General features: G+C 63.1%; 13 protein-coding genes. 9 read left to right on the forward strand and 4 right to left on the reverse strand.

Annotated features, from left to right (window positions below; genetic code table 11):
• Positions 1-20: 20 nt before the first annotated feature.
• The 7 genes from KZJ38_RS27115 (at position 21) to KZJ38_RS27145 (ending at position 7,828) form a co-directional block, all read left to right on the forward strand.
• Positions 21-1,583, forward strand: coding sequence for a sugar ABC transporter ATP-binding protein (locus KZJ38_RS27115; protein ID WP_219803050.1), 1,563 nt, complete (start codon positions 21-23; stop codon positions 1,581-1,583).
• Positions 1,576-2,616, forward strand: a complete 1,041-nt coding sequence (locus KZJ38_RS27120; RefSeq protein ID WP_246642031.1) for an ABC transporter permease subunit — start codon at positions 1,576-1,578, stop codon at positions 2,614-2,616. Before KZJ38_RS27115 ends, KZJ38_RS27120 begins: the two co-directional genes overlap by 8 nt.
• A gap of 1 nt (position 2,617) precedes the next feature.
• Positions 2,618-4,336 (forward strand): ribulokinase, encoded by a 1,719-nt coding sequence (locus tag KZJ38_RS27125; protein ID WP_219803051.1) that lies wholly within the window; start codon positions 2,618-2,620, stop codon positions 4,334-4,336.
• Positions 4,321-5,076 carry an L-ribulose-5-phosphate 4-epimerase AraD gene (gene araD, locus KZJ38_RS27130; protein ID WP_219803052.1) on the forward strand — a complete coding sequence of 252 codons (756 nt, stop codon included), beginning with the start codon at positions 4,321-4,323 and terminating at the stop codon, positions 5,074-5,076. Before KZJ38_RS27125 ends, araD begins: the two co-directional genes overlap by 16 nt.
• A 57-nt stretch (positions 5,077-5,133) precedes the next feature.
• A complete protein-coding gene (locus KZJ38_RS27135; RefSeq protein ID WP_219803053.1) occupies positions 5,134-5,934 on the forward strand; it encodes a DeoR/GlpR family DNA-binding transcription regulator in 801 nt (266 codons plus the stop codon).
• A 91-nt stretch (positions 5,935-6,025) separates the two neighbouring features.
• A complete protein-coding gene (locus KZJ38_RS27140; RefSeq protein ID WP_219803054.1) occupies positions 6,026-6,688 on the forward strand; it encodes an HAD-IA family hydrolase in 663 nt (220 codons plus the stop codon).
• A gap of 249 nt (positions 6,689-6,937) precedes the next feature.
• Positions 6,938-7,828, forward strand: a complete 891-nt coding sequence (locus KZJ38_RS27145) for a ribokinase (protein WP_246642032.1) — start codon at positions 6,938-6,940, stop codon at positions 7,826-7,828.
• 155 nt (positions 7,829-7,983) lie between these two features.
• Here KZJ38_RS27145 and KZJ38_RS27150 read toward each other — a convergent pair whose 3' ends face one another.
• Positions 7,984-9,999 carry an alkaline phosphatase D family protein gene (locus tag KZJ38_RS27150; protein ID WP_343223885.1) on the reverse strand — a complete coding sequence of 672 codons (2,016 nt, stop codon included), beginning with the start codon at positions 9,997-9,999 and terminating at the stop codon, positions 7,984-7,986.
• A 370-nt stretch (positions 10,000-10,369) separates the two neighbouring features.
• On the opposite strand from KZJ38_RS27150, the gene KZJ38_RS27155 reads away from it, so the two are divergent.
• The gene (locus KZJ38_RS27155; RefSeq protein WP_219803056.1) at positions 10,370-12,574 is read left to right on the forward strand and encodes a glycoside hydrolase family 31 protein; all 2,205 of its coding nucleotides are present in this window, start codon (positions 10,370-10,372) and stop codon (positions 12,572-12,574) included.
• A 75-nt stretch (positions 12,575-12,649) separates the two neighbouring features.
• Here the strand turns inward: KZJ38_RS27155 and KZJ38_RS27160 are convergent, their stop codons facing one another.
• The 3 genes from KZJ38_RS27160 to KZJ38_RS27170 all read right to left on the reverse strand — a co-directional run bounded on the left by KZJ38_RS27160 (position 12,650) and on the right by KZJ38_RS27170 (position 15,111).
• Positions 12,650-13,486, reverse strand: coding sequence for a class I SAM-dependent methyltransferase (locus KZJ38_RS27160; protein ID WP_219803057.1), 837 nt, complete (start codon positions 13,484-13,486; stop codon positions 12,650-12,652).
• A gap of 37 nt (positions 13,487-13,523) precedes the next feature.
• Positions 13,524-14,738: an MFS transporter gene (locus KZJ38_RS27165; protein ID WP_219803058.1), complete on the reverse strand. Its 1,215-nt coding sequence runs from the start codon at positions 14,736-14,738 to the stop codon at positions 13,524-13,526.
• 79 nt (positions 14,739-14,817) lie between these two features.
• Positions 14,818-15,111, reverse strand: a complete 294-nt coding sequence (locus tag KZJ38_RS27170; protein ID WP_219803059.1) for a hypothetical protein — start codon at positions 15,109-15,111, stop codon at positions 14,818-14,820.
• Positions 15,112-15,243: 132 nt separating this feature from the next.
• On the opposite strand from KZJ38_RS27170, the gene KZJ38_RS27175 reads away from it, so the two are divergent.
• Positions 15,244-16,212, forward strand: coding sequence for a GlxA family transcriptional regulator (locus tag KZJ38_RS27175; protein WP_219803060.1), 969 nt, complete (start codon positions 15,244-15,246; stop codon positions 16,210-16,212).
• Positions 16,213-16,284 lie beyond the last annotated feature (72 nt).

Raw genomic sequence — 16,284 nt, forward strand, 5'->3', positions numbered from 1 at the left:
TCGCCGTCCGCGTTTCGAGGATGACGATGACCAATCCTGTTTTGCAAATGACCGGCGTCGACAAGTCGTTCGGCGCCACGCGCGCGTTATCGGGCGTCAAGCTGACCGTCCATCCGGGCGAGATTCACGCGCTGATGGGCGAGAACGGCGCCGGCAAAAGCACGCTGATGAAGATTCTCTCCGGCGTCTACCAGCCCGATGCGGGCGAGATCCGGATCGACGGCGAGCCCGTGCGGCTCGCCAACCCGGCCGCGAGCCGCGCGCTGGGCGTGAGCCTGATCTATCAGGAGCTCGCAGTTGCGCCGCATATGTCGGTGGCGGAGAACGTTTTTATGGGCAGCGAGCCGCGCTCGCCGTTCGGCTTCACCGACCGCGCGACGATGTTGCGCCGCACGGGCGAAGTGCTGCACCAGCTCGGCGCGAAGTTTCATGCGGCGGATCGCGCGGGCTCGCTGTCGATCGCCGAACAGCAGCAGGTTGAAATTGCGCGCGCGCTGATTCATCACGGCCGCGTGCTGATCATGGACGAACCGACGGCCGCATTGTCGGACCGCGAGGCCGAGCATCTGTTTTCGGTGGTGCGCCGGCTGCGCGACGAAGGCATGGCGGTGATCTACATCAGCCATCGCATGGCCGAAGTTTATGCGCTCGCGGATCGCGTGACGGTGTTGCGCGACGGCAAGTATGTCGGCGAACTCGCGCGCGACGCGCTCGATTCGGGCAAGCTCGTGCAGATGATGGTGGGCCGGCCGCTCGACGACTTCTATCGGCACGAGCGGCACGCGGATCCGGAGCGCGATGCCGCTAAAGAACCTGTGCTGCAAGTCGAAGGCGTCGGCGGCGGCGAGATCCAGCCGGCCACGTTCACGGTCAATCGCGGCGAAGTGCTGGGTTTGGCCGGCCTCGTCGGCGCCGGCCGCACCGAACTGGCCCGTCTGATTTTCGGCGCGGACGCGAAGACGTCCGGATCGATCCAGCTGAACGGCAAACCGGTCGAGATATCGGACCCGCGCGCCGCGATGAACGCCGGTATTGCCTACGTGCCGGAAGACCGCAAGTCGCTTGGGCTGTTTTTGCAGCTCGGCGTGCGCGAAAACGCGATTCTCAATGTCGCGAGCCGCCACACACGCTTCGGCATCGTCGATCACAAGACCTTGAAGAAGCGCGCGAAAGGCGCGGTCGCGCGCCTCAATGTCAAAACCTCGCATCTCGAACTGCCGGTCGGCCGTCTGTCGGGCGGCAATCAGCAGAAGGTGCTGCTCGCGCGCTGGCTCGAAATCGGCCCGAAGGTGCTGATCCTCGACGAACCGACACGCGGCGTCGATATCGGCGCGAAGAGCGAGATCTATCAAATCATTCATGCGCTCGCCGAATCGGGCGTCGGCGTGATCGTCATTTCGAGCGAGTTGCCCGAAGTGGTCGGTATCTGCGACCGCGTGCTCGTGATGCGCGAAGGGGCGATCACCGGCGAACTCGCAGGCGCGGCGATCACGCAGGAAAACATTATGCGTCTGGCGACCGATACCGATTCCGTCGCGGCGTCACATCATGCAAGTGTGGGAGACGACATTCACCATGGCTGAGACAACTGAAACGCGGGCCAGCCCTCATCTGGGCGGCGACACGAACCTCGCGGGCAAGCGCAACGCCTTCTCGGCGCGTGCGCTGCTGCATCGCCTCGGCATGTTGCCGGTGCTGGTCGTGCTGTATGTCGTGTTCTATTTCCTCACCGTGCATTTCAGCGTCGACGGCACGTCGAATTTCGCGACCGCCGACAACACGATGAACGTGCTGCGGCAGGTCGCGATCAATCTCGTGCTGGCGGCCGGCATGACCTTCGTCGTGCTGACGGCGGGCATCGACCTGTCGGTGGGTTCGATTCTGGCGGTGTCGGCCGTGCTCGGCATGCAGTTGTCGCTGATGGGCGGTCTCGCCGCATGGTCGATTCCGGTGTTTATCTTTTCCGGGCTCGTGATGGGCGCGATGAACGGCGTGATGGTCGCGTTTCTCGACATCAATCCGTTTGTCGTCACGCTCGGCACGATGACGGCGTTTCGCGGCGCCGCGTATCTGCTGTCGAACGGCACGACGGTGCTCAACAACACGATTCCGAGCTTCGAGTGGATCGGCAACGACGATTTCCTTCACGTGCCCTGGCTGATCTGGATCGCGGTGCTGGTGGTGCTGGTCTCGTGGGTGATCCTCAGAAAGACCGTGCTCGGCATTCACATCTATTCGGTCGGCGGCAGTCCGCAAGCCGCGCGGCTTACTGGTATTCGCGTGCGCGGCGTGCTGCTGTTCGTCTATTCGATCAGCGGGCTTTTTTCAGGGCTGGCGGGCGCGATGTCGGCGAGCAAGCTCTATGCGGCAAGCGGCAACTGGGGCAGCGGCTACGAGCTCGATGCGATTGCGGCCGTCGTGCTCGGCGGCACGAGTCTGATGGGCGGCGTGGGGACGATCTGGGGAACCGTCGTCGGCGCGCTGATTATCGGCGTGATGAACAACGGACTCACTATCCTCGGCTTGTCTTCGTTCTGGCAATACGTCGCCAAAGGCGTCGTGATCGTCCTTGCCGTGATTCTCGATAAATGGCGGCAAAAGGGAGCGGCAAACTGATATGGCGAATCGGGACGAATCCACCTTTGTGATCGGCATCGACTTCGGCACCGATTCATGCCGGAGCCTCGTGGTCGACGCAAGCAGCGGGGAACAGAAGGGCAGCGCCGTCGCGTTTTATCCGCGATGGAAGGAGGGGCGTTATTGCGACCCTGATCGCGGTCTCTACCGGCAGCATCCGCTCGACTATATCGAGGCGCTCACGCAAGCCATCCGCGAGTCGCTCGACGCCGCAGGCGATGCGGTGCGCCGGCGCGTAAAAGGACTGTCGATCGCGACGACGGGCTCGACTTCCGTGGCGGTCGATCGCGACGGCACGCCGCTGTCCTTGACCGAGCGCTTTCGCGACAATCCGAACGCGATGTTCGTGCTGTGGAAGGATCATTCGGCCGTCCGCGAGGCCGACGAAATCAACGCACTGGCGCACGGCTGGGGCGGCGAGGATTTCACGCGCTACGTGGGCGGCGTGTATTCGGCCGAATGGTTCTGGGCCAATATGCTGCACGTGTTTCGCGTCGACGCGGACGTGCGCGCGCATACGCATAGCTGGGTCGAGCATTGCGACTGGATGCCGGCGCTGCTCACCGGCACGACGGCTCCCGCGCAACTGCGGCGCAGCCGCTGCGCGGCGGGGCATAAGGCGATGTGGCACGAGGCCTTCGATGGTTTGCCTAGCGAAGCATTTCTGTCGCGGCTCGATCCGCTGCTGTCGGGCATGCGCGAGCGGCTGTATCGCGATACGTATACGGCGGACATCGCCGCAGGCCCGCTGACGCGCGAATGGGCGCACACGCTCGGCCTTCCAGCCGATGTGATGGTCGGTGTCGGCGCGTTCGATGCGCATATGGGCGCGGTCGGCGCCGGCGCGCAGGCGCATACGCTCGTCAAGGTGATGGGCACGTCGACATGCGACGTCGTTGTCGTGCCGAGCGACGAGATCGGCGAGCGCGTCGTGAGCGGCATTTGCGGCCAGGTCGACGGTTCGGTGATCCGCGGCATGACCGGGCTCGAAGCGGGGCAATCGGCGTTCGGCGACGTCTATGCATGGTTTCGCCGGCTGCTTTCATGGCCGCTCGGCTTGCTCGCGGAAGCCGATATGACGCAGCAGCAGCGCGACGAACTCGCGTCGCGCATTCTGCCCGCGCTCGAACGCGCGGCCGCGAACGAAGATCCGCTGCTGACGGGCATCGTTGCGGTGGACTGGCTCAACGGCCGCCGCACGCCCTATGCCGATCAAAGCTTGCGTGGCGCGCTGTTCGGCCTGTCGCTCGGCAGCGACGCGCCTAAGGTTTATCGCGCGCTGATCGAGGCCACGGCATTCGGCGCGCGCGCCATTATCGAGCGCTTCCAGGAAGAAGGCGTGCGCATCGACGACGTGATCGCGGTGGGCGGCGTCGCCCGCAAATCGCCGCTCAATATGCAGATCGCCGCCGATGTGTTCGGTAAGGAAATTCGCGTGACGGCGGCCGACCAGGCCGTGGCGCTCGGCGCGGCGATGTTCGCGGCCGTCGCAGCCGGCATTCACGACAGCGCGGAAGTCGCGCAAGGCGCGATGGGCGCGGGCTTCGAGCACGTCTACCGGCCCAATGCGAAGTCGAGCCTCGTCTATGAACAGCTGTATCGCCGGTACCGCTCTTACGGCGCGCTCGTCGAGCATGCCGGGCGCGAGATGCGGCATCACGTAGCGGAAACAGAAGACACATCATGTTCACTGAACTGAAACGCGAGGCCTACGAGGCGAACCTCGAGATCCCGAAGCAGGGGCTCGCCATCTACACGTTCGGCAATGTGAGCGCGTTCGATGCAGCGCGTGGCGTGTTCGCGATCAAGCCGAGCGGCGTGCCTTATGAGCAGCTGACGCCCGACTCGATGGTGATCGTCGATCTCGATGGAGAGATCGTTGAAGGGAACGGGCGCCCGTCGTCGGATACGAAAACGCATGCGGTGCTGTATCGCGCGTTCGCCGGCATCGGCGGCATCTGTCATTCGCATTCGATGTATGCGGTGGCGTGGGCGCAGGCGTGCCGCGAAATTCCCGTGTTCGGCACGACGCACGCCGATCACCTGACCGAACCGATTCCTGTGACGCAACCGATGGACGACGCGGCCATCGAGCGCGACTACGAAGTCGAAACCGGGCATCAGATTGTCGAGCGGCTGCGCGGGCTCGATCCGCATGAAGTGGAGATGATCATCGTCGCGTGCCACGGGCCGTTCACGTGGGGCAAGACGGCGCAGCAAGCCGTGTATAACAGCCGCGTGCTCGAAGAGATCGCGCAGATGGCTTACCTGACGCGCACGATCAACCCGGTCGCGCCGCCGATCAAGGAAACGCTGATCCGCAAACACTATCTGCGCAAGCACGGCGCCGGCGCCTACTACGGCCAGGCGAGCGAGGCGGCCCGGGAGGGCGAACCCGGGCAGGTGGAAACGCCCGATACGGTCGACGGATTAAAATAGCTCGTAGATAACCTGCGCGGCATGCGTTTTCGTGGCCGCATTTCGGACCCGGATTCGATGCCCACGCCTGAGAAAATCACCACGGATAGCGTACTGGCCGACCACCGTCGGGAGCTGATTCTCGACGCGCTTGCCAAAGGCGGTCAGTGCCGGGTCACCGATCTCGCCCAGCAATTCTCGTTGTCGCCCATGACGGTGCGCCGCGATCTGCAGGTGCTCGAAGAGCAGGGCCGGCTGCGGCGCGTGCACGGCGGCGCCGTGCTCGTCGATTCCGAAATCGACTACCCGTTGCGCGCCCGCGAGGGGCAAACGCAGAAGCAGCGCATCGGGCAACAGGCCGCGGCGCTGATCCGTAACGGCATGGTGGTCTACCTCGACTCCGGCACGACGGCCATGGAACTCGCGCGCCGCATTCGCGAAGGACTGCCCGATGTGAACCAGCTGTCGATCGTCACGCACGGCGTCAATCTGGCGATGGAACTGGCCGGGCATCCCGCGTACGATGTGCATCTGATCGGCGGCGAGCTGTATCGCAACGGTCTGGCAACGGTCGGGCCGGTGGCTCTGGCGCAAGTCGGACAACTGCATTTCGACCTGTTTTTCATGGGTGCGCGCGGCATCGACCTCGAAGCCGGCTGGACCAATGCGAACCAGCTCGAAACGCAGCTCAAGCACGCGGCCATCGAGCGCAGCCGCGACGTATGCGCGATTGCGGACAGCACGAAGTGGGGGCAACGCGGTTTCGTCTCGATCGTGCCGTTCGAGCGCGTATCGATCTGGGTCTGCGATAACGAGTTGCCGCAGGCTGCGCGCCAGGCTGCCGACAAGGCCGGCATTGAATTACTGATCGCCGGCTGATGTTGCGCACTCCGCATGGCACACTGAGGGCCTACCGAGGGTCCACCGAAGCCCCACCGAAGCCCCCTGATATTTTCGAAGACACGACTCAATGCATCGACAATTGGACTTTCTGCGCTGTAAATGTGTGCTGTTCGATATGGACGGCACCTTGCTCGATTCCCGTGCGCCGATGCACCGCGCGTACACGGAGTGGGCGAACCGCTATGGGCTCGACCCGTCGCTTGTGATTCGCGAAGCGCAAGGGCGGCGCACCATCGACACGCTGTGGGCACTCGCGCCTGCCGGCACCGACGTCGAAGCGGACACGGTCGCGCTGATGCAGCGCGAATACGAAGACACCGAAGGCATCGTCGAGATTCCGGGCGCGGGCGACCTGCTGCGCGCGTTGCAGCCCAATCGCTGGGCCGTCGTGACCTCGGCGGACCGGGCGCTTGCGCAAAGACGCCTCGCGGCCGCCGGTTTGCCGGCGCCGCAGCTGCTGATCAGCGCCGAAGACGTCGCGCGCGGCAAGCCGGCGCCGGACGGGTTCGAACTCGCGGCGCGGCGCATGGAATTCGACGCGCGCTTTAGCGTGGTGTTCGAAGACGCGCCGGCCGGCATCGAGGCCGGCATCGCGGCGGGCGCAAAAGTGGTGGCCGTCGGCTATGCATCGACGGCGGCGGGGCTCGGCGAGACCGTTCGCGTGCATGACCTGCGCGGCATTCGCGCGTCGCGGGACGGCGACGACATCCTGCTTCAGGTGATTGCCTGAATATCGCCTGAAATATCGCCTGAATGGCGTCTGAAACTGCCGGCGGGTAAGCCCTGGCTGCCTGCCGGGCGTCCCGCAGGATCATTTCGTTCAGGAAAGCGTTATCCTTCGCATCAGTGCGATGGGGCCCGCGGCTGTGAACCGGCGGTGGGCGTGCCGGCTTGACCGCGAAGCCGATCAGCGATCTTTTGAACGAACCAGATGAGAGACGATCCGTTGCCGCGCATTGTTGTCGTCGGGAGCGTGAACATGGATCTCGCGACGTACGTGCCGCGCTTCCCGCAACCGGGCGAAACCCTGCAAGGGAGCCGCTTCCTCGTGGCGCCCGGCGGCAAGGGCGGCAATCAGGCGATTGCGGCGGCGCGGCTTGGCGCGCACGTCGCGCTGATTGCCTGCGTCGGCAACGATGAATTTGGCGCGCGGCTCATGGCGAGTCTCGAGGCCGAGGGAATCGATTGCTCGGGCGTCGCCGTCAGCGAACACGCCGCTAGCGGCATCGCGATGGTCGTGGTCGACGAGGCCGGCAACAATTCGATCGTCACGGTGCAGGGCAGCAACGGCGATCTGACGCCGGAGCTCGTGGCCCGGAATCTTCAGATGCTCACGGTCGCGCGGATGATCGTGTGCGACCTGACCGTTCCGCTCGAGACGGTCGAAAGCGTACTGTCGATCGCCGAGCGCTTCGATATTCCCGTTCTCTTCAATGCTTCTCCTGTGCAAAGTCCGCTGCCTGCGCGACTGCTTCGGCAGGTCGACTACCTCGTTGTAAACGAAGTGGAAGCGGCGACGCTCGCTGGGCGTCCGCTCGATTCGATCAACGACGCAATCAAAATCGCACGGTCGCTGCACGACGCCGGCGCCCCTCATGTGCTTGTCACGCTCGGCGCGCGCGGTGTGGTCGCGTATTTCGCCGACGAAGGCGGCGCGCAGGTCGAATTCTTTCCGGCTGCCGCCGTGACTGCGCTCGACACGACCGGTGCCGGCGATACGTTTGCCGGCGCGTTTGCGACGGCTATCGTCGCGGGCGCGTCGGGGCCGCGCGCCGTTGCATTCGCTCAGGCGGCCGCGGCTACGTGTGTGACACGTGCCGGCGCGGCGCCGTCGATACCCTATCTGCACGAGATCGGCGTCGAATTCTAAGGCGGGCGGCGCTGCCCGTTTTATTCGATGCCGGCTAATTCCAGGCATTGCAAACTGACCGCGCTCGCGGCCCAATCATTCAAATTTATTGTGCTTTATTTTCTTGTGCTTTAGTGCTTGGCAGCGCTTGGCGGCACTTGGCGCGCCGCCTATGCCTATGCGGTCGCAACAGTCACCGCAGGCGTATTCGCATTGACCACCACCACCTGCGTGCCGGCAATTGCATTGTTCACCGCCGGCACTTGCCCGCCGGTAATCGGGTTCATCTTCGTGAATGTGCAGCTTAGCGTCGCCGGCGTTAGCGTGACGACGGCATAGCCTTGCGCATCGGGGTCGACATAACTGAGCCACGAGTTGTTCGTCTTTAGCGAATCGCTGAACGGCGCGAGGCCGCTGCCCGATAGCAGCGCATCGACCCACGCCTGCGTTTGCGCCGTGCCGTTCAGAAACTCCTCGTATTGCGTGGTCAGCGACGTGCCCGAAATGCCCGCAGTCACGAGATCGACCATAACGGGTTGCGGTGTCGTAGCGTCGAAGTCGTCCATCACGGGGCCGGCCATAAACGCGCCGATATTGCCGCTTAACGAGACCACGTTGCGAATCCCGCCGTTCGCGAGAAACTGCATCAGGCTCTTGCGTTCCGCGTTATAGCCATCCCACATGTCGGCGTTGAGCAGCAGCAGGGTCATGAGCGAGTAGGGCGGCAGCATCTGGTTCAGCGCCGCGATCGTCGCCTGAATATCGGCCTCGTCGAAGCCGCCTTGCTGACCGAGCTGATGTACGCGCGAAAATGGCGCGGGGCGCAGATTCTGCGTGACCGCATCGGTCAGATCACCCTGAATGGCCGCATGGAAAATCGATTCGAGCGGCGGCAAACTCGAGTCCGTGCTGATCACGGCCTGCGTCACCGCATCGACCACGGTATTGAAGCCGTTCGTCTGCATGCGCAGCAACGGCACTTCGTTGCCCCATAGTTTCCACGCAGTGGTCGCGCTGCTCATCTGGTTTTGCCACCACTGGCGCTGCGTGTCGCCGAGCATCGACACGGGTGTCAGCGCGTTGGCCGCCGACGCGAGACGCGCGGCTTCGGCGCTGTCCACCAAACTCTTGCCGACCACATAGCGGCTGCCGATCGCGCCTCCCGCGCTTTGCTCGGTGATTTCGTGGTCCGCGCGATAGAGCCGCTCGTCGGTCATCACGAAGGTCGCCAGGTCGCCGAACGAAAACGCGCGATAGACCTGGATGTTCTGGAACGACGGGTTGCCCTGATCGAAGGGCACGTCCGCGGGCATAAATTCGAACCATGCCTGATTCGCGTTGCGTCGCCGCGCGGTTTGCGGTGTCGAGTCGTCGGTGGTGTAGGTCTGGTGATCCTGCCACGCGTCGTTCGAGAATTCGTGGTCGCCCCATGTCGCGATCACGGGCCAGCGCGCATGCACGCGCTGCAGACGCGCATCGGAACGATACGTCTTGTAGAGCATCCGGTAGTCGGCCAGCGACGTCGCGTAAATCGAGCCATCCGCGAGTTTCGTGCCGTCGGGCAAGACGAAATCGCCATGCTGCGGGTCGCGTGGCGGCGTGATGACGTTAGGGCGATTCAGCTGCTCGTACACATAGTTGCCGACGTGCACGACAAAATCGAGGTCTTCGTTTTGCAGCGTATCGAATGCAGCCCAGTGGTTGGCGCTCCAGTCCTGGCTGCACAGATACGCGAAGCGCAATTGCGCAAGCGATTGTCCGGCGGCCGGCGCGGTCCATGTGCGGCCGGCCGTGCTCATGGCGGTGCCGGCGGCGAAGCGATAGTAGTAGATGGTGTTCGCCGCAAGGCCCGTTACCTTATGGCGCAACGTGTAGTCCCATTGCGCCTCGGCGCTCACGGTCGTGTCGAGTACCAGCGATTTGAAGTCCGGATCGAGTGCGACCTGCAACGACACGTTGATCGGTGCAACGCCGTCGCCGCCATCCACGCGCGTCCATAGCACAACGCTGTCCGGTTTCGGATCGCCCGATGCGACGCCAAGCGAGAACGAGCGCGGGACGCTGCCGGCATTCGACGCATCGCCGCTGCTGCTCGTGCTATCGCCTCCACCGCATGCGGTCAGCACGGTTGCGCTCGCAACCGACACGGTCATGAAGCTGCTCCATTTGAGGAATTCGCGGCGATTCATCATGGCGGACGAGTCCAGAACAAAAAAGGTAAAAGACAAAGCGAGCGCAAACGCAATGCGCTAAAGCGCCAGGCGATTGCCTTGGGCTTAGTGCTTGGTGTGAATGCCGTTGCATCATGCAAACGTACTGGTCCGGCATTAGCGCCTGGCGAAATGTCATGTGCATGACAGCATCGTCAAAGAAAAAAATCGCAAAGAATTGCTTGTCGTGCTTAAGAAAAATGGCGCCTTGAATCAGGCCGTGTCTTTTCTTATTGGCGAATGCTCTGCATTGCGAACGCATCTTGATAAGCACCGTCATGTAGCTGAAATTTAGGCCCACTAGCATGAGCCGCCTGATCGCCAAGGCACGGTGGATGAACGGAGCGTTGCTATGAACAAGATAAAGATATATACGTTGGTATTAGGCGCGCTGTGCGCATTGAGCGCTTGCGGCAATTCCGATGACTCAAGTGATGCGTCAGGGAATGGCAATGCGGGCAATGCAACGGGTTCGCCCAACGCTTTAGCGGTCACGCAAAGCGACAGCCAGATTTCGGTGAGCGACGGCGCCACGCTTTTCACCTTTGACCGTGCGGACTGGCACACGCGCTGGGCCGATACGAGCGGCAATGTGCTGTTCGAAGACGCGACGCCGGGCGCGCAGACACAACAGGTCAATCCGGACTTCGCGATATTCAACGATCGTCAGAACGGCATCGATGAAGCGTACCCGGGCTTGCCGCAAGTCACCTATCGGCCGTTCGCCTATCTGACCGGCACGCAATGGCATTTCGCGACCGGCGTGAGCGCGGTGCAGGCAATCGGCAATACGGCGACCGTGAGCATGACGACCGACGACGGTCTTGGGGCAACGCTCACGCTGACGTATCCCGGCGACGGCACCGTTAAGCTGCACTATGCGCCGGCCGCGACCGGCGTCGCCGCGGTGTCGACTGCATGGCAAAGCCCGAGCACGCAAACGTATTTCGGCGGCGGCCAGCGTTTCTCGTCGGTGAACATGCGCGGCACCGCGCTGCCGCTCTGGATCAGCCACGGCCCGGGTTCGAACCGGCAGACATCGACCAATGAAATCGCAGCATCGTTCTTCTGGTCGCCGTCGGGTTCGGGGGCGGCGATCGATTCCGATGCGCGCGGTGAAATTGTCTTTGCGAAGAGCGACGAGCGTCCGGACGCGGTGCGCGCCACCATCGAGAATAGCGCGCTTGATCTTGTCTATTACCGTGGCACGCCGAAACAGATGTTATCGGCCTACACGGCGCGCGTTGGCCGGCCGCAATGGACGCCGCCCGACTGGATGTGGCGGCCGATGGTCTGGCAGGACGGCGACACGAGCACGGCTTCGGTGAACGCGCTCGTCGACGGCATGAGTAGCCGCAATATTCCGCTCGGCGCGGTGTGGCTCGATAATCCGTGGGACGCGGGCAAGGGCAGCTTCAATTTCGATCCCACGCGTTTCGCGGACCCTGATGGGTTGATCGCACAACTGCATGCGCAAAATGTGCGGTTGATGGTGTGGCTTTCGCCCTACTACGACGGCACGTTTCTAACCACTGCCGCGGCGCAGGGCTTCACGATTACCGGCACGCGGCCCGATAACAACGAAGCGACGTACTTTCCGCCGCGCGGCCTCAACGTGCACGCTGACTTCACGAACCCTGACGCCTATGCGTCGTGGCGCGATAGCTTGCGTGCGCTCGTGCGGCGAGGTGTGGATGGCGTGAAGGTCGATCGCGGCGAAGAGGATCTGTCCGATACCTCGGTGTGGCACAACGGCTTGCCGAACTCGCTCAATCACAATGCGTATATCGACGCTTATCACAAGGCGATTTTCGATGCGTTCAAGGCCGAGCGCCCGAACGGCGACTTCACGATTCTCGCGCGTGGCGGCTGGAACGGTTCGATGCGCTGGGCCGGGCATTGGGAAGCCGACAATCAGAGCGCGCCGGGCGAGGGCGGACTTACGCAGGCGCTGCGCGGTCTTGAATCGCAGGCGATGAGCGGGTTTTCGTTTACGGGCGGCGATATCGGCGGCTACGCGGGCGGCCGCCAGAACGCCGGCGAGGCCGGCGCGAGCAATCCGCTGCTGACGCCGACTGAAGGCACCTATATGCTGTGGACCGAACTCGGCGCGCTATCGCCGGTGATGCAGACGCCGGTTGCGCCATGGTGGGTCAGCGACAATGCGGTCACCGTCTATCGCCGCTATGCGACGCTGCACGACCGGCTCGTGCCTTATATCGCCGCGGCGGCGCGCCAGAATATTGCCGACGGCACGCCGATCGTGCAGCCGCTGCCGTTCGCATTCCCGAACGACGCATCGGCGGTGGCCGCGGACGACGAGTATCTGTTCGGTCCCGATCTGCTCGTCGCGCCGGCAACCTCAGCGCTCGCGAGTCAGGGGATCGGCGTGCGCAAGGTCTATTTCCCGGCCGGCACGTGGCACGACTTCTGGACCGGCGAAACGATCGTCGGTCCGCAAACGCGCAGCTTTGTGCCGGCGATCGACAAGCTGCCGCTGTATGTGCGCGATGGGGCGGTGCTGCCGGCAGGTGTGTCGGCTGCGCAGTTGCCCTAACAGGTGAGTGCGCGGGTGAGCGTGCGCGCGGCATAGTTTGACGGCCGCGCGCCTGAGCCAGACGCTAAAGCCGCTTCAAGGCTTAGCAACAATCGCCTGTATTAACGCCGCTCGTCCCTCGCGCAGATTGCGGGCGAGGTTCTTCGTCATCTCAGGGAATCCCGGCCCCATCACGAGATGAAGACCCAGCGTGAGCGCGGGCATACCTGACATCGAGGCACGCGCTTTCTGTACTTCGGCAAACCATTGGATGGCCGCCTCGGTGCAGTCGGTCCATGAGACGACATTGAAGGTCTGTTCGAGCAGAAGGCTTTGCATGCGGTCTGCCGTGACGAGAAAACTCGTCTCCGGTGTGGCCGCCCACGGAAGCGGATAGTGCAAAGGCTCGCCCGATGCGGCGACCACATCGAAGATCGCGAAGCGGCCGCCCGGCCGCAAGACGCGAAAGGCTTCGCGATATAGCGTCGCGCGGTCTGCGATGTTCATGGCGACATGCTGCGTCCACGCTACGTCGAATGCTTCGGATTCGAAAGGAAGCGATAGCGCATTCGCACACGTGTAATTGACGCGATCGGCCAATCCGGTTCGCTCGGCGAGGAATCGTGCGGCGTCGACATAGGCCTGGCTAAGGTCGATTCCGGAGACGCGGCAACCGTACTTCGTGGCCAGGTATCGGGATGGTCCGCCCAATCCCGAACCGATATCGATCACATGGGTCGCCTCGCCGAGGTTCAGGGCTTGCGCGAGTTCTACCGTCGCCTGCAGTCCGCGCGAGTGAAACTGGTCCAGCGGCGCAAGGTCTTCGGGTCGGAGCGCTTTCTCGTCGAGCCCGTCCGCTTTGAGCGCGTTGCGCAGGCGGTCGATCAGGCTTGCCTGCCCATAGTGCTGTTCAACTTTTACTGAATCGATCATGTCTTGCTCCTGCTGTTAGGTGTACGCCAGGCCTCGGTTAAACCTTCACCTGTTTGGGCGAATCGGTATGGAGGGTTGCCGGGCTTTCGCCCGAAGCGCTTTGCCGGTTCGCGGCGAGAATCTTGCGTGCCGCGAATTCGGAACCGATCAGTGAAGCGGCGACGAGTACCGCGCCAGCGTACCCCAATGCGTGGCCGCCAAACATCGGGATTCGCGCGGCGCCGAGAAGGCTGCCCGCCGTCGCGCCGAAGAACGTCGCGGAGTTATTCAGACCCAGCAGAATGGGCGCAGCCGCCGGAGCGATCGTCACGAGCCGGTGCTGCTGAGGCACGAGCACGCCCCATCCGAAGGTTCCCCACACGACGACGGCCGGGATCGCAGTCCAGAGGCTCGCGCTCGTCCACTTCAGAAAAATGAAGTTCGCGGTGACGACTGCCAGCATCGTCACGAGCACGGCGCGCGAGCCGATGCGGTCGCTCAGCCGGCCGGCGAGCAGGTTCGATACCACGCCGGCAAGGCCCCACATCACGAGCATGGCACCGAGGAGCATCGAATTTCCATCGATGGCGCGATCGAAAACCACGGCGAAATACGTGTAGACGATGAATACGCCGCTAAAGAACAACAGCGAGCTTAGAAGCGTTAGGCTCACGCGTGCGTCGGTGAGCGGCTTGAGCCGTTTGGCGAACGACACGGGGGGCAGCATCGGAATATGCGACAGGAACGCCATGACGCCGAGGCCTGCCAGCGCGGCGAGCGCCGCGACGAACATCATGGTCCAGTGCCAGTTGCCGAGGCCCGCGATGATCGTGCCGGCAGGCGAGCCGAGCGCGGTCGAAATGGTCAAGCCGGTCAGTACGACAGCAATGGCGAAACCTCTGCGGTCGGGGGCAACGATCATCGGTGCGGAGCCCGTTGCGGTCGGCGAATAGACGGCCGCGCCGAAACCGGCCAGGGCGCGTGTGGCAAGCGCAAAGCCGAAGCTCGGCGCGAACGCCGTACCGAGGTTGGCAACGACAAATACGGCAAGGCCGACGAGCAGCAGACGCTTGCGCGGAATATGCGCGGCAAACGTCGCGATCACCGGTGCGAGCACCGCATACGTGATGGAATAGAGCGTCGTCATCTGTCCCGCAGCCCCGATGCTGACGTCGAAGCTGCGCGCGATCTCGGGTAGCACGCCGGCCACGACGAAGCTGTCGGTGCCGAGTGCGAACATGCCGAGTGCTAAAACTAAAAGTCGCCGATCCACTTTCCACTCCTTTCTGCGTGCCCGATTTCGATGAGCGTGCAACAGATGACGCGTCTAATCTATAGCCGGATCGTGCTAATTACTTGCCCTGGATCAGCATGCCCAGCGGGGCGAGCGGGCCGATCGGCATCAGCTGGTATTGCGCGAAGCCGTCGGCCACGAGCGGCAGTGCATTCACGGTGGCCTTCGCGTCGTCGACCGAGTCGACGTCCATCAGGAAGACCACGCCGGGCGCATCCTGGCGATACCAGTACTGCTCGATCTTGCCGTCGAGATAAAGCTGAAGCGTGGCGGGCACTTCGCGCGGCATGATCTGTTGACGTTGTTCGGGCGTGACGGGTTTGACGATCGATCCGATGGCGAGAACTTTCACAGGAATCTCCTTGGTTACGTATCGACGGAGTGTCGAAGGTGTGTTGATTGCGATGGACAACGAGGACGAGTGTAGTCATCGCACCGATCGGCTGGTACAGTCATAAACGACAACTTTGGAGGCATTTACGCCATGCGTATTTCCGTGCTCGCACTCGATGGATTATTCGATACAGGCCTTTCGTGCACGCTCGACGCGTTCGGGGTGGCGAACAAGATCTCCGCGCGCGCGATGGGGGGCACACCGCGCTTCGAGGTATCGGTGGTGGGTGTGCGCAGGAGAGTGCGTTCGAATCACGGTTTCCCGATCCCGGTCAAAGCGGTGACGGAGTCGAAGCGAAAGCCCGATTGGGTGATCGTTCCGGCGCTCGTCACACCGTCGCCGGATGAGGTGCTGGCTTCGCTCGAACGGCCCGATGTGACCGACGCCAAAGCGCAGCTGGTCGAATGGCGTGCGAAAGGCGTTCGCGTGGCCGCTTCATGTATTGCCACCTTTCTGGTTGCGGATGCGGGGCTCCTCGATGGCCGCGAAGCGACGACCAACTGGTCGCTTGCGCCATTCTTCAGGCAACGCTATCCGGCCGTGAGCCTCGATGAATCCCGCATGCTTGTGCCGACCGATATCGGTGTGACGGCGGGCGCGGCGATGGGGCATCTCGATCTCGCACTGTGGCTGATACGCACCGTGAGCCCCGAGCTTGCAACACTGGTTTCGCGTTATCTGCTTGCGGATATCCGTTCGTCGCAGGCCGCGTACATCATCCCCAATCATCTCGCGCAGGCCGATCCGCTGATCAAGCGATTCGAGCAGTGGTCACGCGAAAATCTGAAGACGGGGTTTTCGTTGCAGGCAGCCGCGAGTGCGCTTGCGACGAGTTCGCGCTCGTTGCAGCGGCGTTGCCAGGAAGTGTTGGGCAAGTCGCCGCTTGCGTATTTCCAGGATCTGCGCGTGGAGCACGCGCAATCGTTGATTCGCAGTAGCGGACTCGATGTTGAAACGATCGCGGCTGAAGTGGGGTACGGCGATGGGGCGACGTTGCGTGCGTTGTTGCGTCAACGGCTGGGGAGGGGCGTGAGGGAGTTGCGGTCGGATCTGCTTTGAAGGTGCTTTAAGGTTGCTTTGAAGGGGCAATACTTTAGTCTTGCGCCAAGTCCCCTGCCTGCTTCTTGCCGC

Source organism: Paraburkholderia edwinii (assembly GCF_019428685.1).
Lineage (GTDB): Bacteria > Pseudomonadota > Gammaproteobacteria > Burkholderiales > Burkholderiaceae > Paraburkholderia > Paraburkholderia edwinii.

Bases quoted from the DNA above. Each gene is read 5' to 3' on its own strand.
- KZJ38_RS27115 (WP_219803050.1), top strand. From the start codon at position 21: ATGACGATGACCAATCCTGTTTTGCAAATGACCGGCGTCGACAAGTCG.
- KZJ38_RS27120 (WP_246642031.1), top strand. From the start codon at position 1,576: ATGGCTGAGACAACTGAAACGCGGGCCAGCCCTCATCTGGGCGGCGAC.
- KZJ38_RS27125 (WP_219803051.1), top strand. From the start codon at position 2,618: ATGGCGAATCGGGACGAATCCACCTTTGTGATCGGCATCGACTTCGGC.
- araD (WP_219803052.1), top strand. From the start codon at position 4,321: ATGTTCACTGAACTGAAACGCGAGGCCTACGAGGCGAACCTCGAGATC.
- KZJ38_RS27135 (WP_219803053.1), top strand. From the start codon at position 5,134: ATGCCCACGCCTGAGAAAATCACCACGGATAGCGTACTGGCCGACCAC.
- KZJ38_RS27140 (WP_219803054.1), top strand. From the start codon at position 6,026: ATGCATCGACAATTGGACTTTCTGCGCTGTAAATGTGTGCTGTTCGAT.
- KZJ38_RS27145 (WP_246642032.1), top strand. From the start codon at position 6,938: ATGGATCTCGCGACGTACGTGCCGCGCTTCCCGCAACCGGGCGAAACC.
- KZJ38_RS27150 (WP_343223885.1), bottom strand. From the start codon at position 9,999: ATGATGAATCGCCGCGAATTCCTCAAATGGAGCAGCTTCATGACCGTG.
- KZJ38_RS27155 (WP_219803056.1), top strand. From the start codon at position 10,370: ATGAACAAGATAAAGATATATACGTTGGTATTAGGCGCGCTGTGCGCA.
- KZJ38_RS27160 (WP_219803057.1), bottom strand. From the start codon at position 13,486: ATGATCGATTCAGTAAAAGTTGAACAGCACTATGGGCAGGCAAGCCTG.
- KZJ38_RS27175 (WP_219803060.1), top strand. From the start codon at position 15,244: ATGCGTATTTCCGTGCTCGCACTCGATGGATTATTCGATACAGGCCTT.